The 19,860-nt window shown below is 54.2% G+C and carries 17 protein-coding genes; 13 read left to right on the forward strand and 4 right to left on the reverse strand.

Features of this window, described 5'->3' with window-relative positions:
* The first annotated feature begins 15 nt into the window (after positions 1 to 15).
* The 8 genes from VK738_17875 to dgt all read left to right on the forward strand — a co-directional run bounded on the left by VK738_17875 (position 16) and on the right by dgt (position 11,983).
* The gene (locus VK738_17875) at positions 16 to 573 is read left to right on the forward strand and encodes a hypothetical protein (protein ID HTD24532.1); all 558 of its coding nucleotides are present in this window, start codon (positions 16 to 18) and stop codon (positions 571 to 573) included.
* A gap of 616 nt (positions 574 to 1,189) precedes the next feature.
* Positions 1,190 to 3,826, forward strand: coding sequence for a plastocyanin/azurin family copper-binding protein (locus VK738_17880; GenBank protein HTD24533.1), 2,637 nt, complete (start codon positions 1,190 to 1,192; stop codon positions 3,824 to 3,826).
* 197 nt (positions 3,827 to 4,023) lie between these two features.
* The gene (locus VK738_17885) at positions 4,024 to 4,260 is read left to right on the forward strand and encodes a hypothetical protein (GenBank protein ID HTD24534.1); all 237 of its coding nucleotides are present in this window, start codon (positions 4,024 to 4,026) and stop codon (positions 4,258 to 4,260) included.
* 626 nt (positions 4,261 to 4,886) lie between these two features.
* Positions 4,887 to 5,357 carry a hypothetical protein gene (locus tag VK738_17890; GenBank protein ID HTD24535.1) on the forward strand — a complete coding sequence of 157 codons (471 nt, stop codon included), beginning with the start codon at positions 4,887 to 4,889 and terminating at the stop codon, positions 5,355 to 5,357.
* Between the two features lie 128 nt (positions 5,358 to 5,485).
* Positions 5,486 to 8,671, forward strand: a complete 3,186-nt coding sequence (locus VK738_17895; GenBank protein HTD24536.1) for a vitamin B12-dependent ribonucleotide reductase — start codon at positions 5,486 to 5,488, stop codon at positions 8,669 to 8,671.
* An 843-nt stretch (positions 8,672 to 9,514) separates the two neighbouring features.
* Positions 9,515 to 10,177: a DUF4145 domain-containing protein gene (locus VK738_17900; GenBank protein HTD24537.1), complete on the forward strand. Its 663-nt coding sequence runs from the start codon at positions 9,515 to 9,517 to the stop codon at positions 10,175 to 10,177.
* 191 nt (positions 10,178 to 10,368) lie between these two features.
* Positions 10,369 to 10,596: a hypothetical protein gene (locus VK738_17905; GenBank protein ID HTD24538.1), complete on the forward strand. Its 228-nt coding sequence runs from the start codon at positions 10,369 to 10,371 to the stop codon at positions 10,594 to 10,596.
* A 19-nt stretch (positions 10,597 to 10,615) separates the two neighbouring features.
* Positions 10,616 to 11,983 (forward strand): dNTP triphosphohydrolase, encoded by a 1,368-nt coding sequence (gene dgt, locus VK738_17910; protein HTD24539.1) that lies wholly within the window; start codon positions 10,616 to 10,618, stop codon positions 11,981 to 11,983.
* Positions 11,984 to 12,542: 559 nt separating this feature from the next.
* Here dgt and VK738_17915 read toward each other — a convergent pair.
* Both VK738_17915 and VK738_17920 read right to left on the reverse strand, forming a co-directional pair.
* Positions 12,543 to 12,917 carry a hypothetical protein gene (locus VK738_17915; protein ID HTD24540.1) on the reverse strand — a complete coding sequence of 125 codons (375 nt, stop codon included), beginning with the start codon at positions 12,915 to 12,917 and terminating at the stop codon, positions 12,543 to 12,545.
* Positions 12,918 to 13,074: 157 nt separating this feature from the next.
* Positions 13,075 to 13,464 carry a YcxB family protein gene (locus tag VK738_17920; GenBank protein HTD24541.1) on the reverse strand — a complete coding sequence of 130 codons (390 nt, stop codon included), beginning with the start codon at positions 13,462 to 13,464 and terminating at the stop codon, positions 13,075 to 13,077.
* Between the two features lie 203 nt (positions 13,465 to 13,667).
* Between VK738_17920 and VK738_17925 the strand changes: the two genes are divergently transcribed.
* The 4 genes from VK738_17925 (at position 13,668) to VK738_17940 (ending at position 16,930) form a co-directional block, all read left to right on the forward strand.
* Entirely contained in the window at positions 13,668 to 14,714 is a 1,047-nt protein-coding gene (locus tag VK738_17925) for a hypothetical protein (protein HTD24542.1), read from the forward strand.
* Between the two features lie 180 nt (positions 14,715 to 14,894).
* A complete protein-coding gene (locus VK738_17930; GenBank protein ID HTD24543.1) occupies positions 14,895 to 15,455 on the forward strand; it encodes a hypothetical protein in 561 nt (186 codons plus the stop codon).
* Between the two features lie 195 nt (positions 15,456 to 15,650).
* On the forward strand, positions 15,651 to 15,974 hold the full coding sequence (locus VK738_17935; protein HTD24544.1) for a hypothetical protein: 324 nt from the start codon (positions 15,651 to 15,653) through the stop codon (positions 15,972 to 15,974).
* Positions 15,975 to 16,513: 539 nt separating this feature from the next.
* Positions 16,514 to 16,930: an energy transducer TonB gene (locus tag VK738_17940; protein ID HTD24545.1), complete on the forward strand. Its 417-nt coding sequence runs from the start codon at positions 16,514 to 16,516 to the stop codon at positions 16,928 to 16,930.
* A 36-nt stretch (positions 16,931 to 16,966) separates the two neighbouring features.
* On the opposite strand, the gene VK738_17945 is transcribed toward VK738_17940, so the two are convergent.
* Both VK738_17945 and VK738_17950 read right to left on the reverse strand, forming a co-directional pair.
* On the reverse strand, positions 16,967 to 17,506 hold the full coding sequence (locus VK738_17945) for a hypothetical protein (GenBank protein ID HTD24546.1): 540 nt from the start codon (positions 17,504 to 17,506) through the stop codon (positions 16,967 to 16,969).
* Positions 17,507 to 17,648: 142 nt separating this feature from the next.
* On the reverse strand, positions 17,649 to 18,440 hold the full coding sequence (locus VK738_17950) for a heparin lyase I family protein (protein HTD24547.1): 792 nt from the start codon (positions 18,438 to 18,440) through the stop codon (positions 17,649 to 17,651).
* A 547-nt stretch (positions 18,441 to 18,987) separates the two neighbouring features.
* Between VK738_17950 and VK738_17955 the strand changes: the two genes are divergently transcribed.
* On the forward strand, positions 18,988 to 19,599 hold the full coding sequence (locus VK738_17955) for a hypothetical protein (protein ID HTD24548.1): 612 nt from the start codon (positions 18,988 to 18,990) through the stop codon (positions 19,597 to 19,599).
* The last annotated feature ends 261 nt before the right edge of the window (positions 19,600 to 19,860 follow it).

Genomic DNA, 19,860 nt, shown 5'->3' on the forward strand with positions numbered 1-19,860 from the left:
CCGAAAAGGAAAATCATGAGCAACAAAATACTGATCGGGACGCTGGCGCTAGTGTTGGGCTTTTTAACCGCGTATGCACAGAATGAGAAACAACCGTTTTCCAAACTTCCGCGAGAGGAACAGCAATCGTTAACACATCGGCTGAGCGAATACGTAAAAGCGTATCGCATCCGGAACTGGAAGGCGCTATACGACTTGGTTTCGGACACCGGCAAGAGCGGAGTGAACCGGCAAACGTTCATTGCCGCAATGAAGGCGAAGCATGGTGGAACAGAATATGCCGATATGCCCGACCTGCTGGGGTTCACTCCCGACCGATCAGAAGAGGACGAAGATGGGATTGATATCTACGGATGTGGCAAAGCAAAGCGCGAAGGTGAAATCTATACGGGCATTGCTGTGATCCACGGAGTACATGAACACGACACTTGGTCTTTTACTGGTTGGAGTTTTACGGAGCTTCCCAACGAGCCCTGCAAGCGCCTCTCCGATCCTGCCTGGAAGCCTGAGGGACGCATGGAATGGAAGAAACCCATGGACGAAATCAGGAACATCACTGCTTCAAAACCCTAGCTCCGCTCCGCGCTCTTCCAGACGGAGAATCAGACCGCTTGGGAGGCTAGGAGGCTGGCGGGTGGCCCTCGATAAGAGGAAAGGCTGTGTCAAGCAAAAACTCTCCCACTCGATGCCGGGGCATCGTGATGGTGGTCAAGTTGCGACGACGAAGACCCACGAAGAAGTAACTCGTTTCTAAAATCATGTTGCAGTGGAACTCACGTTTCACCAACCATCGATTCGGTCCCACAACAACGGGACCATGATTCTTCTATACGAACACCCAACCCTAGTTGGGTGGGAGAGCGCCCAATCAGGGCTAAACAGTTGATCTTATTATTAATCTCGAGGGTGCCCTAGCTTGCTAGGGCGGGGGTTTTCTGCAGTCGCTAAAAATTTCGCTGAGGCACACGCCATCCCAGCGTTTCGTCGAGGAGCATTTCCTGCCACCGAGGACCATGGTCCCGCTGTGGTGTTCTTGGGCACGACAGGTAACAACTACTAACTACAAGTTAATCTTCCTATCCAAAGTACAGTGTCCTAGTTCCCACTTGTCCGGACTCCTGGGTAATACTAAGATTTTCTCATCCCGTAGTACTCCCCAAAAATTTAAAGGTTCCACAAGAAAGGAACTATGCTGTCCTGCGCGAAAAGCGTCTGCTCAAGTTTTGTCATTAGTTTTTTTCTGATCTGCTCGGCTTATGGCGGCTCGCTTCCGGGTGCGCCCAACTGTCCGATGTTTCCGGCCAACAACGTCTGGAACGTGGATATCTCGAATACCGTTACTTATCCTGTCGATCCCAACTCGGGCAATTACCTCGCAAACATGGCGACCGGTACAGGTTTGCATCCTGATTTCGGCAGCTTTGCTGGTTACGGCATTCCTTACAACGTGGTCAGCAGCGCACAGGCCAAAGTACTTGTAAATTTCAGCGCAGGTGCACCGACGGAGTCTGACAACGGCCCTTATCCCATACCGTCCAATCCCAACATTGAGAGTAACGACCTGGCAGCGTGCAGTAGTCCAGCCGGCAATGGTGACTGCCACATTCTTATTGTGGATAAAGACGCCTGCATTTTGTACGAGCTCGATGCCGCGGCTACTCAAGGTCCGGGTAGCTGGACAGCTTTTTCCGGCGCGATCTGGAGCCTGAAATCGAATGCCCTGCGCACCGATACCTGGACCAGCGGCGATGCCGCCGGTCTCCCCATTCTGCCCGGATTGGTTCGCTACGATGAGGTTCAAGCCGGCCTTATCAATCATGCGTTGCGTTTCACCATGGTGAACACACAGAAAGCTCATATCTATCCTGCGCGCCATGACGCCAGCTCCAAACTGAATACCAATCTCCCGCCAATGGGGCTGCGATTGCGATTGAAGGCTTCCACCGACATCTCGCACTTTACTCCCCAGGCAAAAGTGATTGCTCAGGCTATGAAGACATACGGCATCATCCTGGCGGATAACGGCTCTAACTGGTATATCAGCGGAGCCTCAGATCCGAACTTTGATGACAATGATCTTGGAGCTTTGAAGACACAGCTCCACGGCTCTGATTTCGAAGTTGTTAATACCAGCGGTTTGCGGAATGGAAGTGACAGCTCCACTGCCACCGTGAACATAGCGCCGGGTGGCGCGCTCAAGTATGTGGATGTTACCAGCAATACCAGCACGACCACTATTCCCGTCAACACCACCGTGCAATGGAATTGGGTGGATGCCAGTCACAGCCATTCCACCACTTCCGGCAATTGCTGTACGCCCGACGGCAAATGGGATTCGCAAGTGAACGGTAACGGCAATGTTTTTATCAACACCTTCAACCAGGTCGGCACCTATCCTTATTTCTGCACGATTCATAACGCATTGATGAAGGGTACGGTGATTGTGACTCCGCCCAGCGACTACAGCCTTACGATCTCCAACTCAGGGATTCTTATTTTTCCCGGGCAGACGGCTCCATTCAGCGGCAAGCTCACGACTAGCAATGGCTACAACAACACGGTCAATCTGAGCTGTGGCACAGGACACCCGGCCACCTGCACGCCTGCACCCCCAAGCCTGACCCCAACGCCGGGCGGGGCAGGTTTCCTGGTGAACGCCAGCGATGTCACGCCCAACGATTACACGTTTAATGTTCAAGGGATTGGAACAGACACTCTACAGACTTCGCACGCGGCGTCGGTGACCCTGCACGTGGTGGATTTCAACCTTACGGCCCCCTCCCCCTCTACTCTTACCACCGCGGTCAGCACAAATCCCACAACCACGCCGACCGCCAGCTTCCAGGTGAGCATCAGCGGCAGTGCTTTTTCGGGAATTGTGAATCTTTCCTGCGGTGGGCTGCCGGGAGGAGCAACCTGCAACTTCTTGCCTTCGGCGTCGCCGTTTTTTTCTGGGCCGGGTTCGCAAGCAGCTACAGTGAGCATCACCGTGGCCGGCAATACTGCGGCAGGCGTCTATCCGCTCACAGTTTCAGCGAATACCGCGGGCGCGCCAGCGGCCAAGACTCAGCCGCTCACCCTGCAGGTCGTGGATTTCACGCAGGGAACTCCCTCTCCTAGCCCAGTTGCGATGACGCAGAATGCGGTCTCGCAGCCGGTTACCTTTCAGCTCACGCCTGTTGCGGGTTTCAGTGCGCCGGTTGCGCTCTCGTGCGCTGCGCTGGCCAACGTGAGCTGCTCGTTTTCACCTAATCCAGCTCCAGTCTCAGGAAGTCCGGTTACGGTTACGCTAACGGTGACGACGAATGGCGCCGCGGTGAGCAGTCCCACTTTAACCATACAGTCTGCGGCGACGGTCAACGGTGTGGCGTTGAGCCATTCACAATCGCTGACACTCAACATCTCTGCCGGCGGAACGACCACCGATCTTTCTATATCCAGCCTGATCTCGCAGCCCGATCCGGTGGAAGCCAAGGGACCGATCGCCATTAACGCGACGGCACACAATACCGGCATCAACGCCGGCAGCGTAAATGTAAGCATTTATTTCTCGCAGCCTGTAAAAGTAATTAATGCAACGCTGCCCGGGGGATGCACGGTGAATACCGGGATTGTTACTTGTGCGGTTGGCAATTTGAACGCGGGGAATGACGCGCCCTACACCATCCAGATAGTTCCTGGTCCCGGACGCAATCTGATTATTACTGCGACGGTGAACTCGACTTCCGTCAATGATTCCAATCCGACGAATAATGTGGCGACGGTGACGGCGCACATTCGTCCTAAGCCGCTGGCCCGCCGAGGATTGGTTCCGCGAGTCCCGTAACTTCTTTATTTCCTCGAAAAATGCCATTGCACCAAATTTAGGTAATTGACCTGAGCCCCGCAGGCGAGTAGAGTCTTTCCACTTGGCCGGTTTGGAGTGTTGGCATTGTGCCCTCACCAGCCGGAATGGGCGCGGCGGTAAGAGCCCTCAATTTTCCAGCCCAATCTTGAACCCTCAACCTAATGCAGGAGTTGTACATGCCAATCCAAGAGACCCGATCTATTTCCAAAGCTGAGTGCGCTACGTGTCCAGACTGCGAAAAAATTCTGGTGCTGGGCGCGCTGTCAGCGGAGAGCAAACGGCCATTCGTGCTGGGCCGCACGCGCGGATGGGTCGTCGTTTGCCGGTGCGGCAAGGAATTTCCGGTACGCTCTGCGCAAGTTTTCCAGAATGCTGTGGGCGTTACACCCGTACGAAAGCTAGGGGTCGCGTAATTTCAGGGAAACTTGAAAAACTGAATTTCAATCAAAGTTTTCAAGTTGAACAAGTAATTTGTTTTCAGTCACTTAGGCAATTTCTCGACTAAGGGTTGGCTTTCCCTTGTTCCGGCGGAGAGGATGTTCTACCGGCTAGGGGAACCTAAATTATTAGTACAATATATTGGGATAGGGTCTTGACAGCCACTACATACGGGCGTACATTCGCATTCCACAGGTAAGTTACTTCGGGGTTTTGGATCGGAGCCAAACCGGAGAACTCAGCCGAAAAGTGAACCCCGGTGCTGGCCAGAGGTGACCAGAGCTGGTGGGAAAAGTAAGTGGTCCCGTAAATCCGGGACGTAAGAGCGTATGGCAAGCGGAGCGCAGGAGAAAGCGCCATCCCCGGCGCAAGCCAGACGCGAGGGCGAGCAGCAAAGCTGCCCACCCGTTCGAGAGAACGACCGCGGTGGCCGTCTTCATTCGTTGAGGGTTTAGCCTCAATCGTTATTGAAGATTTGACCAAATGACAAATTGCCCGTCCGGGCCGGAAGCTGACCCGCCGGATAGCAAGAGGCGCCTCATGAGCCGGAATCATCTAATGGACATGGGGTCAGGACCTCTTTTCGCCGGAAGGAAGGTTTATGGAACAGTTGTCGGTTGATATCGCAGCCCAGATCCAGTGGTCGAACTGGTCGCATTGCGAATCCAGCTTCAACCTGGTGCTGGTGCCGCACCATCCCGGTGTGTACGCACTGGCGGAGGAGGTGGCAGCAGAAGCGGAAGGCAGCGGCAAGCGCAAGCTGGCCATCTTTGCCATCCAAGAGACGGGTAATCTGGCCTATGCCACCAGCAGCCTGTTTGCCCTGGGGAATCCCGTGGGCGAGCACATGGTGCACTCGCGCTGTTACGTGCGCTACGCGGTGATCCAGGATGCCGAGCAGCGCCATGCGGTACACGCAGCGTTGCAGACGTGGCTGGAGCACAAGGCGGAGAACACCAAAAGCAGTACTCAGTCCCCGGTACTCAGTACTCAGTTAAAGCCGGATGTTCGCCCTCGCTCAGACGACAAGAGTAGAGGCGGTTACCAGAACAAAAGCGCACCGCGGATTTGAAGACAAAAGTTTTTAGAGGAAGAATTTTTAGACAAGAGCGATCATGAGCCGACCGTTCCGGCGACAGAGCTCCGGTACCCCCGAACCGGAGAAAAAAATTGAGCGGACCAAAATGGAGCTATCAAGATATGACCCCGTTTGCCAATGAAGCTACGAAGAAGGCTGTGACCAGTGCCACTCCCGACGCCGGCCGCCAATCCGAAACCCGTCCATCGGAAAACCAGGCAGAACCTCGTTCTGAAACCCAGGTTCCCAGAGGTATAGGAGTAATAGACAAGAAGAAATTTCCAGGCCTCGCGTTCCGCCGGTTTTTTACGCGGGCGGGGGTCTCGCCCTATGACGAGGTCGAGTGGGAGCTGCGCACAGCGGCCATCACTGACGCGCAGGGCGGAGTGATTTTCGAGCAGAAGAATGTTGAGGTCCCGAAAGACTGGTCCATGACCGCGACCAACATCGTGGCCAGCAAGTACCTCCACGGACAGATCGGTACGCCCGAGCGCGAGAGCGGCGTACGCGCGCTGGTGAGCCGGGTGGCGGAGACCATCCGCGACTGGGGCATGGCCGGCGGATACTTCCGCACCGCCGAAGACGCGGCGATTTTTCACGATGAGCTGGTGCACATCCTGATTCAGCAGAAGGCGGCCTTCAATTCGCCGGTGTGGTTCAACGTGGGCTGCGACCGGCTTGAGCCCAACTCCGACGCCACCAACTGGCACTGGAACCCGCAGCTCGGACGCGTCGAGTTCGGGCGCACGGGCTACAGCTATCCGCAATGCTCGGCCTGCTTCATCAATGCGGTGCAGGATACGCTCGATTCCATCCTGACCCTGGCCAAGACCGAGGGCATGCTCTTCAAGTGGGGATCAGGCACCGGCACCAACCTCTCGCCCTTGCGCTCGTCGAACGAAAAACTGAGCGGCGGCGGGGAAGCTTCCGGGCCGCTGAGCTTCATGAAAGGCTTTGACGCCTTTGCCGGCGTGATCAAATCGGGCGGCAAGACGCGGCGCGCCGCCAAGATGGTGATCCTGAACATTGACCACCCTGATATCGTTGAGTTCATCGAGTGCAAGGCGAAAGAAGAGGCCAAAGCGCACACCTTAGTCGCTGCCGGTTATGACGGCAGCTCGCCCGACGCCGAGGCCTACAGCTCCATCTTTTTCCAGAACGCCAACAACTCAGTGCGCGTGAACGATGACTTCATGCATGCCGTCGAGCGCGATGGCGAATTTTCAACCAAGGCGATCAAAGACGGCCACGTGGTCAAGACCTTCAAGGCGCGCGAGATGCTGCGCAAGATCGCCGAAGCCACCTGGCAGTGCGGCGATCCAGGGATGCAGTACGACACCACGGTCAACCGCTGGCACACCTCAAAGAACACGGCGCGGATCAATGCTTCGAATCCTTGCTCGGAGTACATGTTCCTCGATGATTCCGCCTGCAACCTGGCCAGCCTGAACCTGATGAAGTTTGCGCCTAACGGAACCTTCGATGTTGAGGCCTACCGCTACGCGGTGGATGTGCTGATCACGGCGCAGGAAATTCTGGTAGACAACGCCGGCTACCCGACTGAGATGATCATGCGCAACTCGCATGATTACCGTCCGCTGGGCCTGGGCTACGCCAACCTGGGTGCGCTGCTGATGGCCACGGGGCTGCCGTATGACTCCGACGCCGGCCGCGACTACGCCGGATGCGTCACCGCCATCATGTGCGGCCAGGCTTACCTGCAATCTTCGCGCATTGCCGAGCTCTGCCCCGCGCTCGCCCCGGCGACCAAGCTGGTGCAGGAGCGGCTGGGGGTCTACACTCCGGTGAGCTTCGAAGAGACGCTGCGCTACGTGAACGAGAAGGGCACCGAGCAATCCAAGAGCGACTACGTCCGCAGCCAGATGCCGGGCGGCGCCTGCCCGGGCTGGTATATCAACCGCGAGCCCTTCCTCGATGTCATCCGCATGCACCGGGCGAGCGTGAACAACATCAACCGCGCCAACGTTCCGGCCGCGTTGTATGAAGCCAGCAAGCAGTGCTGGGATGACGCCCTGGCCTCAGGCGAGCGCTTCGGCTACCGCAACTCGCAGGTAACCGTGCTCGCGCCCACCGGGACCATCGGCTTCATGATGGATTGCGACACCACCGGCGTCGAGCCCGACCTGGCCCTGGTGAAATATAAAAAACTCGTCGGCGGCGGCATGATCAAGATCGTGAACAACACTGTGCCCGCGGCGCTGTTCAAGCTGGAATACACCGAAGACCAGGCCAACGCCATCGTCAGCTACATTGACGCCACCGGCACCATCGAAGGCGCGCCCCATATTAAAGACGAGCACCTGGCGGTGTTCGATTGCAGCTTCAAGCCGGCCAAGGGCACGAGGAGCATCCATTACATGGGCCACCTGCGCATGATGGCGGCCACCCAGCCCTTCATCTCCGGCGCAATTTCCAAGACCGCCAACCTGCCCGAGAACGCCACGGTCGAAGACATCATGGAAGCTTACATCCAGTCGTGGCGCCTGGGGATCAAGGCCGTGGCCATCTACCGCGATGGCTGCAAGAAGTCGCAGCCCCTCTCGGCGGCCGGAACGGCAACGGCGAAATCAACCAATCTGGCACAGACCTCCTCGACTGTGGGCCTGGCAGGTGTGGCACAGCCGTCCTCGGCTATGGAAGCACTGGAGCAAAATTTGGACGCTCCGCCGCGCGCCGTGCGCCACCGCCTGCCGGAAGAGCGGCTGAGCATCACGCATAAATTCGAAGTCGGTGGCCACGAGGGCTACCTTACGGTAGGGATGTATAAGAACGGCGAGCCGGGCGAGATCTTTATCCGCATGGCCAAGGAAGGCTCAACCGTTTCGGGCCTGATGGATTCGTTCGCCACCGCCGCCTCGCTCGCGCTCCAACATGGCGTTCCGCTCAAGATGCTGTGCGAAAAGTTCGCGCACACGCGCTTTGAGCCCAGCGGCTGGTCCAAGAACCCCGACATCGGCTTTGCCAAATCCATCATGGATTACATCTTCCGCTGGCTGCATATGCGCTTCCTCACCGGCCAGCAGCAGTCCCTGTTCGATGGCCTGAGGCCGGCGGTCGGTCCCATGCTGCCCGATAAAAATGAAGCTTCGGCAGCAGGCGCTTCGCCAACAGCCGGGGATTACCTGCCGCCGAGCGTTTCGGGCGCTTCCTATCATGCTTCTGACATGCTGAAGGGCATCGTGGATATGGGCGACGCGCCTTCATGCCACACTTGCGGGGCGATTATGACCCGGAATGGAAGTTGCTATAGGTGCATGAGCTGCGGCTCGACTTCGGGATGCTCGTAGGTTACAACGCTTCATCGTAGAGACGTAGCTTGCTACGTCTCGGGAAGTTCGAAAATGCTTTGGGGGCGGCGAAAGCTGCCCCTTTAGCTTTTAGTAACCTTCGGCTCCCGGATTCCCGCCAGCGCCCCCACCCACTTGCTCGCAAGTGTTTTGAGTCTCTGAAGCAACGTGATCACCGCGTATTTACTGAGGAAAGTCGCTTTCGCGGCGGGCACTTGCTGGTAGTCGGCGGTATTTCCTGGATAGATAACATCCGCGAGACGTTTCTGAGGGCGAAGGACTGAGTACCGAGCACTGCTTTTTGAATTTTCAAAGACCGTAAAAGGCCTATGCCCGCATTCTTGAATGCTAGACACACTTCCAAATCAATGATGACCTAAAATTTCTGAGAAATGAAGGTTTTGATATCACGGTGATACCACGAGAGGCGGCTTTGCCTTGCTGGTTATTTGAACAATCGGTCAATTAAGATGTGTGATGACCGAGCCGATTGTTGCCCCAAGAATGAGAAAGATAATATTTCGTATGTACTCTCGCTTTGCCTGCAAAACCGATTTCGATACTTCGCGTGAACGCGAAAACACAACCCGGTTTGGTCGAGAGAGGGTGAAGAAAATAGCGACAGAAGAGCAATAAACCCTATCAGACCAAGGGATACGAACAAGGGAGAGTTGAAGCCCCGCCTGTTCTGGCGTGCGCTGGTATCATACGGCTCGAAATCCTAACTTCTGTGATGTACTTCTTCTAGCTACAGAATCTATGTTGTTACATGTGCAAAACGCCTCAGTTGTCGATCTGTTGCCCACTCTAGTTCCGTTTTACTTTTGGGAATACAATGGCGCAATGGAAATCGTTAACTTTCCCGACCATCAATTTAACCAAATTGGCGCAAGCGGGATTTGCCCACACTGTGAAACGAAATCGTATTTCCAGCCAGTAGCCACGTACCGGGAGCAAGCCCATCCCAGGAGGATGGTCAGTGCTGCACAATGCCAGAGCTGCAAAGAGTATGTCCTAGTCATCGGTAGTCAACAGCCGGGAGGGACGCAGTCCCCCTTTAACTTAAGTAGCGTTTTTCCAATCGGTAAGCCGAACGATCGGGTGGATGAAAGTGTACCAGCCATGGTCAAGGAGGATTTTGCTGAGGCACTTCGCTGCCAATGGATCAGAGCGTACAAAGCTTGTGTTGTAATGTGCGGCCGCGCAATTCAGACGAGCGCGTTAGCTTTGGGAGCAAAGGGGAGCAGGTTGGTCGACCAGATAGACGATCTCCATAAGAGCGGGAAAATAACAGAATCGCTGAGAGATTTTGCGCATGAAGTCCGGCTCGTGAGAAATGATGGTGCGCACCCAGATAAAGATGGTTTGGCTGATGTAACACCCGAAGACGCGATGGACGTGATTGAATTTACCCGCCAGTATCTAGAGCATGTTTATATAATGCCTGCCAAACTAAAAGCTCGTAAGGGAACTTCATCGGTGCCCATCGTAGCCGTCAAACCCTAGTCTTCCTAGTCCTTACCACACTTGGATCGTCTCCAAAAATTTCCGTTGACATTTCCAGGTGAATAATTGGAGAATTAGTTCAGTTTTTACGCCAGCCATTATACTCCCTATTGGGGTTTTGGATTTCGACCACAATATATAGGTGGGTAGTTGCAAATTAAGCATAACTTGGCTATAACAAGGAGCATCCAATGGCTGGAATGGCCGTACAACAACCACATCCTGAATCTTCCATTCGCGACGAAGTAATAGAAGTTCTTCGGGGACATGAGATGACTCCTTCAGAACTCATTGCGAACCTGGCCAAAGAAAAGTCATTATCTGATGTCGCTATTCGAGTGGCTATTTGGTATCTAATCTCACAAAATGCCGTCGAGTTTTCTGCAGACCAAAAGCTACGGCTAGTCCCGACTATCTAACTAGGTTGTGTCTTCAACCTTGGCAACGTCTTCTTCCAAACCGGCAGATAGGTATGATCGTTTTTCGCCAACTGATCGTCCTGCGGACAACAGGTCCCCGGCGCAAAGAGATCGCGACCGTATTCTATTTACCAGTGCGTTTAGAAGGCTTGCTGGCGTAACCCAAGTCTTTGCTGCCGATGAAGGGCACGTATTTCACAACAGGCTCACCCATTCATTAGAAGTTGCCCAAGTCGGGCGGAGGCTTGCAGAGAAACTTTATAAAGAACAGCAGGATTTCTGCAATAAATCGGGAGGCGTTGATCCTGATGTTGTCGAAGCAGCATGCATGGCGCATGATCTCGGACACCCTCCTTTTGGTCACATCGCTGAAATGACCCTGGATGAACTAGCAAGGCACGGTTCTGATCACGCCGCAGGTACTGATCCAGTCGGTGATCTAGCAGATGGGTTTGAGGGAAACCCCCAGTCGTTTCGAATTGTGACAAAGTTAGCATTTCGTTCAGATCAAACCCACGGGTTGAACCTTACCAGGGCTACCTTAAACGCGGTACTGAAGTATCCGTGGATGAGGGGAACGGTAGGGAAAAAATATAGAAAATGGGGTGCTTACCAGAGCGAGGAAGATGAATTCAAATTTGCACGCGCACTTAATTCCACTGGAGACGAACGGCAAAGCCTAGAAGCCTCCATTATGGACTGGGCTGATGATATTACCTATTCTGTTCATGATCTCGAAGATTTTTATAGAGCACGTCTTATCCCAATTCATATCCTCGTCTCAGATAAAAATGAGCGCCAACGTTTTTATATTGCCGCGGCGAAACGGCTTCAAGCACAAGAGGGGATGACCTCCGCAGATTTTGAGCAACATGAGAAGACTTTTGATCCGTTTTTGGATTCAGTGCCCCTGTCTGAGTCTTACAAAGGAACTCAGGACCAGCGCTCCGCGCTTCGGACGTTTACGGCGGGGCTGATAGCGCGGTATGTCAAAAGCACCAAACTTGTTAATGAATCTGATGACATAAGGTTAGAAATCTCTCCGGGATTCAAGCGCGAAGTTAAGATGCTGAAAAATCTGACTTGGCACTATGTTATCGACAATCCATCGCTTGCGACTCAGCAATATGGTCAGCGCCGCGTAATTAAGGACCTGTTCAAAATCTACCGTGAAGTTGCTGCTGATGAAAAGCATTGGCATGTTTTACCCGCAAATTCACGTGAACAGGTTGAAACCATTTTCAATTTGCCCGATCATGACCGAGCCTTGACTAGAATTGTTGTCGATTTGATTGCCAGCATGACTGAGCGGCATGCGATAGACATGCATCATCGTCTTACCGGAGTTTCTTTGGGTTCAGCACTTGATCTCATAGGGCGCTATTAGTCGGTAGAATGATTTCCTTCCGAATTGTTCTAGAAGTGACGGCCGTTTCGTCTATATTTGCAGGATATTCTCGCGTTTTCTATTCCGTGCTCTTAGGGTCCACCACCAAAGCAAATTATTTACGACCATCGTCGGGCGTCTGATAGTGGGGCATGATAATTTAATTCCCCTTCCCATCATTGCGTACTGCGCCTCAGTTTCGTCACGTGGGATAAAGATCAATGCAAAGGTGGTTGTCTCATTAGCGCATACCGCGCGGAGAGCGATGCCGAGTCCACGCTCAACGCCCGAACGGTACAGCAGCTCTGCTTGTCTTAGACGCGATTCTGAGCGATCCCTAAGCCAAAACTTGCCCTGCGGATCAACCGCAACATCGTCGGCTGTGATCCAGCATACCTCGCCGGGATACCCGTTGTTTCGCAGGAACTCGCTAAACTGCGTTGCGGCGCCATCCAGCGAGTCTGGAAGGTTTTGCTGAGTATCGTTCATCACATTTTATTTTACTTGGCCGGGTGCCCCGGCCCCGCTTCACGGCCAAGCGTGGTTATGATTTGCCGGCTTACTTATTCTCGAGCAGGCCTTTCACTACCTTTTGTATTGAATCCAGGTCAATTTGTTTTTCCAAGACTTCTTCGCGCGACCATTTCAGATCACCCGACCAGAACAAAGACTTATTCTGCAGGCGTACCGCGATATCGCCGCTTGCGTATCTTGACTTCATTGCGGCGTCAGCCCAGAGCTCCGCGAGCCGATACTCGACCTTGCGCGAAGAGCGTTTTCCGCCCGCGCTCTTTTCGATATATTGTTTCGTTTCCAAGAGTGCTTTATTAATCGCGGTCAACGCCTGATCTTTTCTCTCATCCTTATAATGGCGTTCCGCCTGGAATGTGCCAAGCAGATTTTGCAGAGGGACAAGCAGTCCTGTGAGACTCATGAGGTAACCCTATCTCAATAGAGTTCAAAGATGATCGCCCAACTCTAGCACAGAGAGGAACAGTCAGCCAACAGTTAGCCGGGTGCCCCATGCCACGCAACGCGCGGCGTGGGCCTAAAAAGATTTCATCCCTATTGTTTTTCGCTCTTTGTTAGCGCTACGTGCGGCCTTCGGCGGAGCGGTTGATTTCGGAGAAAAACAAAGCACGCTGCTCGGGTCCGGAGAACGCCCGGCTGGGTACGAAGAATGCGTTCCCCAGGGCATTGGCGATGAGAATGAATTGGCCCGTGTCGCTTACTATCCTTACTTTGCGCCAGGGCACCTTTCCCTTGAGTGATCCAATTTCGGTAGAAATGCCCTCGGGCGAAACCGTGAGCGTTCGTTTGGCTGTCTTGCCGCTGATGAACATCCACAGGGGCAGAAAGAACAACGCACCCAAAGCGAAGGCGAGGGCAATGAGAACATCCTGAAATGTGACTGACCGCATGATGGCAGCCCGCAGCAGGAAGACAAACACGCCTAACACGGCTGCATTGCGCAGGATCACGATCCTGAACCTCCCCGAACTGCCCAAGCTATGGAAGAATCCACGGACAATCTCTCCCCTCGTCAATGCATATTCAATGGTCAGATTTTCCATGAGGTGACTATAACGAAGTGGAGAAACAATAAGGATAAAATCTTTTTATGCCCACGCTTCGCTTTCGGGAAACCATGGGGCACCCGGCTGTAAGTTAAAATGACTCCATCATGAGCGCCATAACCCAGCATTCCTGGAAGCAAAAGCCAGTCAAACTTCTTTTCGTGGTTATGACACTGCTTTTGTCCGGCGGATGTCAGTCGTCCTTTTACTACAAGTGTCATGATGGCGGGGAGATTGACTCGAAGAAGAAGTCAGATGTCGCTGCGGTCAGCCTACAGTTCGTGCAAGCGGCCCTCGCAGGAGACGTGGACGCCGCTTACAGCCAGTTCACAGAGGCAGCGAAGGCAAACACTCCCCGGGATCAATTCGCTGGTGCTTTGCAGGTCTTCAAGTCAGCAGGTCCATTTGACGGTCTTCAGATCGAGCGGATCATGACGCTGACGGGATGGGGGGACACATCCAAGAGCAACGGGGTTGCCATCTGCTCGAAAGATGCTGCCCATCCTGAAGCTGGCGTGACCGTGGCAATACAAAAAATTCCGGAGCAGGCGTACGCACTTGTGTCAGCCAAAGGTAAAGGCAGTCAAGAGACCTGGATTGTTTCTGTATGGCTGATTCCCAGCGCTGAGAAATGGCAGGTGTACTCCTTCTATGCGACGATAGGAACTGCGTTGGGCAAGTCAGCCGACGAATATATGGCAATGGCCCGAACGGAAAAAAGTCGCGGACATGCTCTCAATGCCGGCCTTCTGTACTCCGACGCCGCCAGTATTTCTGCACGAGGTCCCTTCTATCACACGGGCAGGGAGGATCTGATTCAGCGGGAAGCGCAACAGGTCACGCCGCCTCAGGAGTTTCGTGGCCGCGCTCCTTTCTCACTCACGGGACCCTCAGGAGCTTTCTCCATCCTCCATGTGAACACCATCCCGCTCAACGGAAAACTATACCTGGTAATTGCTCATGAGGTTGACCCATGGAAGGACTCCCGGGAGATCGAACAGAAGAACCAGGCTCTCATCAGCACGTTCGCAAAACAGTTTCCCGAGTATTCGGATGTCTTTGGAGGACTCGTTGCCGAGGCGACGGTACGCGGTGGAAACAACGGTTGGCGCACAGTCAAGGAGAACGCAGCAATCCAGGCCAGCCACAAATGACTAGACAGAAATTTTAACTCAAGGTTACGGCTGGCCGGGTGCCCACGCCGGGTGCCCCATGCCCCGCAAAGCGGGGCGTGGGCCTAAAAAGATTTTATCCTTATTATTTTTTCTGCTGCACTCCGACTAATTTCAGTCAGTCACTAGTGCGACCTTATAATTAAGCAGACATGTAGCAGCATGGAATTGACTTACAAATTCGGTGTGACTCCCGACGACGGACGAAGCTACGAATATCCCAATGTCTTTGCCGTTGAGAAGACGGCAGGACCGGAGCGCCTGGTGATTGCGCCTGCCGGACAGCACGTCTCTCTCATGCTTGCTCTCATGCGCATGATGTTCGAACCGTTTGGCATCCTATATGTCTTGACAGTCCCGCGAGGCGGCGGGGAAGCAGGACGATATCAGGTTGCCAACCCGGTCGCGCGCGAGGAAGCTGAAGGATTCCTGGGCCGGTTCAAAGAATTTTTCGAAAACGACGGACGGCACCACATCTGGATAGCCTCAGTCGGCACCTCTGACTCGCTGGTGTACGACAATCATAACGTTATCTATGCCTATGGCGAATTGCGAGAGTTTGAGCGCGTCCTGGTGAAACGCGGATTAACGAAAGTGGATTGCGTGGAATTCCCTTCACCCCACACCCACAAATACAACAGGGCTTTCGATCGCTCCCAGCAAGAGGTGCTTGGCTACTGGGAGTGGAAGCAGTTTCCCTTGCAAGAGGACGACGATCCCTGAAGAATATGAGCTGATCATAGGCTGATACGGCACGTTTAGATTTGAGAGCGCCATTCACGAAGTGGAAAAACAATAAGGACAAATCTCTTCAGGCCCACGCCCCGCTTTGCGCGGGCATGGGGCTCCCGGCCTCCAAAGCTCAAATCAGACCGGGAACCTTTTCTCATCCGCCGGAGTCTATTCCACCAGAACACCATGATCACGACACGTCAACTTATCGCCGGATTTCTGCTTTTGCCGTTGCTTTTCGCCATTCCAACCATCGCCCACGGTCAAAAAAGCAGGAGTGCTTCCCGAACTGCGGCCGTCGAGAGTCAACCGCAAGCTGCCGCTGGATTTGATGAGCAGGCAGCGGGCTTCGAGAATCCCGCGATCGCCTTCACCCCGGCGGATGAGACCACAGACCTTCTCGGATTCGGCATGGTTGGTTTCATCTTCGGCGCGGCCATCGTTGTGCTGCGAACGTTGCGCCGATGGATATTCCCCGCATCCGTGCGGACCATCGTCTTGGAGCTATAGTTGTCACCAAGCACTCAGCAGCAGGATTCAGTCAAAATCCGCGCAATCCGTGAAATCCGCGGTGAGCCTTTGCTTTATCCCAAAATGGTACCATTCTGATATCAAACTGTTGATTCCTTAAGGATTGTGGGCCATCATTGCGAGGGCATTCAAGAATGCAGGGCTAAGGGTGAGCGCGAAGCGAGCGCCGGATCGCGCGAGCGGAGCGCGAGGGCGCAGCGGTTTACCGCGGAGCCCTTAGAACAAGGGTAGGAAGCCCATGAGTTCTTTGAAAATCTAATGGCCGGACGCAGGTGGCTCTTGTGCGTGCGTTTATAGATCTGTTAACACACTGATACTACTCAACCACTCACCAACCCAGTCCATATGTCATTGAATTGTAATGGCTTACCAATACAGAGACTACTTAAAGTAATGGGTGGGGGCGGGGTATTACTTCACGGGGAAATCCGGAGCCTGAAGATTACTAGAAGCTAAACAGGTGGCCTACCTACTTGTTCTTGGTTGGCGCTCCTGGTTTGGGGTTACAATTCCGGGTTATGAAGACATTTTGGAAAGCCCAACTCCTCGTGCTCGTCTGTCTGGCATCGGCCGTACTTTGGTCGCAGGCCGGGTCCAAATCGAATTCGGAAAGTGGCAGCGCGAACTCGAGCGTCTCGCTCAACCGGGTCCGGGTCTCCGGGAATGTTGAAGAAGGAATGCTCACGCACAAAGTGGTGCTGCCCTATCCCGAGTATGCGAAGGCGAACCGCATCCAGGGCCAAGTCGTGCTGCATGTAGTCATTGATAAAAAGGGCAAGGTCATCGAGGTCAAGCCGATCTCCGGACACCCGAAGCTGATTCCAACAGCGGTCGACGCGGTGCAGCAATGGCGCTACCGCCCGTATTTCCTGAATGGGGAAGCCGTCGAGGTGGAGACAACGGTTACCGTGAACTTTAACCTGGCGAACGTGTAGCGGTCTTAACCATCCCTTTGGTTAGTCACACCTGGCCTAGTCCCCGTTGAAGGTCCACTCCACGCCAGCGAGGCGTTCGTGATCAAACCAGAACGATGCGCTGGCCGTTTGTTCCAAATTGGAATAGCGCTTGGCGGGGATGCCGCCTGGGCCCTTGCTCTCCTCGGCACCGGCGCCGAAGGCGGCGTATATGTCGTCGAGGGAGCTGTGGCCGATCTGCAACTTGGCGGGCAGCTTGCGATCAGCCGTGGTGACGGTGATGTGCTGAATCAGCAGCGCGCCGGTGGCGGGCACGTAGGCCTCAACTACCACGCCCTTGCCGTCGTCGAGAACGACGATGCGGTCGGTTTGTCCGGGGACGTTTGGGTTCTGGACCTGGCGAGTGCTCTTTGTTGTTGCGTGGAGCCGGAGCCGCAACTGCGCGAGGGTGAATGGCTGCGAGGTGAGTCCGATATTCTGATCGATGAAGTTACCGATAGCCTCTTCCGGCGAACCTGTGGCGCCGGCCACGAGCCGCGGCGCCCATGCTGAACTTATCAGTACCATCAGCACGGCCAGAACGAATACCTTTTTCATGGAGACGTCTCCTCCATATATAGGTGAAGGTGCTCCCGAATTATAACTGGCCGGACAGCTCGCGCTTCAGCAAAGCGTGGGTAGAAAATTGGAGCCCGGGCCGTCACCGGAAACCGAGCTCCAACCATTGGCGTTCACCTCATTAGTTGGGGTTCACGTCAGCATAGGTCAAGCCGATTTTGGCGCCGCTCAGGAACGCCGAGGCGGGACCTTTCCCGTTCACGCTGCCGGAGCGATAAACGCCCCACTTGAACATGACGAACGAACCCGTTTTGGCATCCCAGGTAGGACAGTTGAAGCGCGTCTTACCGTTGATGAACATTTGGGGGATGCCGTTGTACCACAGCTCCACCCAGCCCGTGTTGTCGGTCGCCAGGTGGACGTGGACCACAAACGTGTTCCATGAATTCAAAGGAAACTTGGTTTTCCAGAAGTTGACGTTCGTCCCATTCACGTTGTTCTGCATGTAAAGATTGCCGTCTCCGTTCAAGGCTCGCAGGACCAGCGGCGCACCCTGGCCGGCGGGGCCGTAACCATGCATCTGCCACATGGCGACCCAGGCGCCGTTTGTGGGCATCGGGTTCCACAGCGCGCGCCAGCCTACGAAGTAGGTACCGCCCTTGGCCACCCGGAAGTTACCGCCGGGCGTTCTCGTGCCCTTGGACTCGCAGCGCTCCTTGCCGAAGCTGGGATCGTCCCAGGTGTCGTATCGAAACACCAAGCCGTGTTGGCCCTTCGGGTCGCTGACGACGCTGATGCGTCCGGGAGCTTCCTCCAATCCTTCAAAAACGCCCGTGCCGCGGGCGGCGTTGCCATCCCACAGCAACTGGGCGTGGGCGCCAGGCAGCCAGAGACAGAGCCCGACAAGCAGACAGAGCATGCGGAATACTACGGTCCTGGGTTCAAGTACTTTATACAGATACTTTGAATTCATTATGGTTTCCTCCGTGAGCATACTTGGTTGTGCGCAACTCAAGAGCGCGGTTGACGGTAAACCTGGTCATCCCAGGTTGACCTGTGCGGAGGCCATTATCATTTTGTGATGTGATGCGTCAGCACATTGACTGTGCACAAACCGGAAGGGCCAGCAAGAGCAGGGCTATCAAGGCACTCAATCTGTGACAGGAGCGCACAACGCAGGCGGGGAGGCCCGCATTCGTTAGGTCAATCTGTTCACAGTGGTTTGTCGGAGTTGTGTGGCAACGCTTTCCAAGCGCAGGAGTGCGGCAAGCGCCTATCAAAAAGTCATCTTTCCAAAGTTCACTTGAAATGCATTCCAGCTTCTGAAGTTTTCAGCAGATGTTGCTGCTCAATACAAACCTCAGCCGCTTTCAGTTGCCGCCAGACGGTACGTAGGTGTTTACATGACCGGGATGGCCTCCGTCAAGACAAAATCGCTAAATAGTGTTTTTGGGAAAACTCAAAATAATATTTCGATTTCGTTACAATCAAGGCGGGTTCAATCCCGAGGGGAAAAAAGCATGGATATATTGCGCAAGCTGTTAGGTCCAAGTAAAGAAGAGATCTGGCGGCAACTCTGCGGCAAGATCGACGGGCGTTACATCGAAGGAGGCTTTTGGAAAGGGGACAAGGTCGAAGCTACGCACGGTGAATGGACCATTACCCTGGACACCTATACGGTTTCGAACGGAAAATCGTCAGTAACCTACACCCGGATGCGGGCGCCCTATGTGAATCCGGATGGCTTTCACTTCACCATTTACCGGAAAGGTATCTTCAGCGACATCGCCAAATGGTTCGGAATGCAGGATGTTGCGGTAGGCTACGAACCCTTTGACCAGGACTTCATCATTAAGGGCAATTCTGAAATGAAGTTGCGGCAACTGTTTGCCGATGCCAGAATCCGGGAGCTGATCGCCGCGCAGCCGGCCATTCGCTTCACCGTCAAAGACGACGAAGGCTGGTTCGGGGCCGCGCTCCCCGAGGGCGTGGACGAGCTCTATTTCGAGGTGGTTGGGGTCATCAAAGATGTCGAACGGCTGAAGATGCTCTATGAATTGTTCGCGGAAACTTTGGACCAGCTCTGCCACATCGGGTCAGCCTACGAAAATAAACCGAACGTCACAGCGTGACAATTCAGCCTTCCAAAATCAGTCCCATAACGAGATTGAGCCAATATGGGATAAATAACCAAAAGTATTCTCCTGCATTTTTTGGTAACAAATTTCTCAGTATTTTCATTATAGAAGGGCGGCTGCTCTGGTAGGCTGTCCTCATTTTCCACGACTAGAAGGCAGTTGGTGACCAGCCCAGGAGGTTGAGTATGCCTCCTTGCCCGCAAAAATAAAGTTCCTATGTTTTGCAGGTTCGAGCCACTACATGTGTGGTGCTGT

It is taken from the genome of Terriglobales bacterium (assembly GCA_035487355.1).
Lineage (GTDB): Bacteria > Acidobacteriota > Terriglobia > Terriglobales > Acidobacteriaceae > QIAW01.

What these genes read in the sequence shown, in the direction of transcription:
- VK738_17875 (HTD24532.1), top strand. Translation starts at nt 16, where the DNA reads ATGAGCAACAAAATACTGATCGGGACGCTGGCGCTAGTGTTGGGCTTT.
- VK738_17880 (HTD24533.1), top strand. Translation starts at nt 1,190, where the DNA reads ATGCTGTCCTGCGCGAAAAGCGTCTGCTCAAGTTTTGTCATTAGTTTT.
- VK738_17885 (HTD24534.1), top strand. Translation starts at nt 4,024, where the DNA reads ATGCCAATCCAAGAGACCCGATCTATTTCCAAAGCTGAGTGCGCTACG.
- VK738_17890 (HTD24535.1), top strand. Translation starts at nt 4,887, where the DNA reads ATGGAACAGTTGTCGGTTGATATCGCAGCCCAGATCCAGTGGTCGAAC.
- VK738_17895 (HTD24536.1), top strand. Translation starts at nt 5,486, where the DNA reads ATGACCCCGTTTGCCAATGAAGCTACGAAGAAGGCTGTGACCAGTGCC.
- VK738_17900 (HTD24537.1), top strand. Translation starts at nt 9,515, where the DNA reads ATGGAAATCGTTAACTTTCCCGACCATCAATTTAACCAAATTGGCGCA.
- VK738_17905 (HTD24538.1), top strand. Translation starts at nt 10,369, where the DNA reads ATGGCTGGAATGGCCGTACAACAACCACATCCTGAATCTTCCATTCGC.
- VK738_17915 (HTD24540.1), bottom strand. Translation starts at nt 12,917, where the DNA reads ATGAGTCTCACAGGACTGCTTGTCCCTCTGCAAAATCTGCTTGGCACA.
- VK738_17925 (HTD24542.1), top strand. Translation starts at nt 13,668, where the DNA reads ATGAGCGCCATAACCCAGCATTCCTGGAAGCAAAAGCCAGTCAAACTT.
- VK738_17930 (HTD24543.1), top strand. Translation starts at nt 14,895, where the DNA reads ATGGAATTGACTTACAAATTCGGTGTGACTCCCGACGACGGACGAAGC.
- VK738_17935 (HTD24544.1), top strand. Translation starts at nt 15,651, where the DNA reads ATGATCACGACACGTCAACTTATCGCCGGATTTCTGCTTTTGCCGTTG.
- VK738_17940 (HTD24545.1), top strand. Translation starts at nt 16,514, where the DNA reads ATGAAGACATTTTGGAAAGCCCAACTCCTCGTGCTCGTCTGTCTGGCA.
- VK738_17945 (HTD24546.1), bottom strand. Translation starts at nt 17,506, where the DNA reads ATGAAAAAGGTATTCGTTCTGGCCGTGCTGATGGTACTGATAAGTTCA.
- VK738_17950 (HTD24547.1), bottom strand. Translation starts at nt 18,440, where the DNA reads ATGAATTCAAAGTATCTGTATAAAGTACTTGAACCCAGGACCGTAGTA.
- VK738_17955 (HTD24548.1), top strand. Translation starts at nt 18,988, where the DNA reads ATGGATATATTGCGCAAGCTGTTAGGTCCAAGTAAAGAAGAGATCTGG.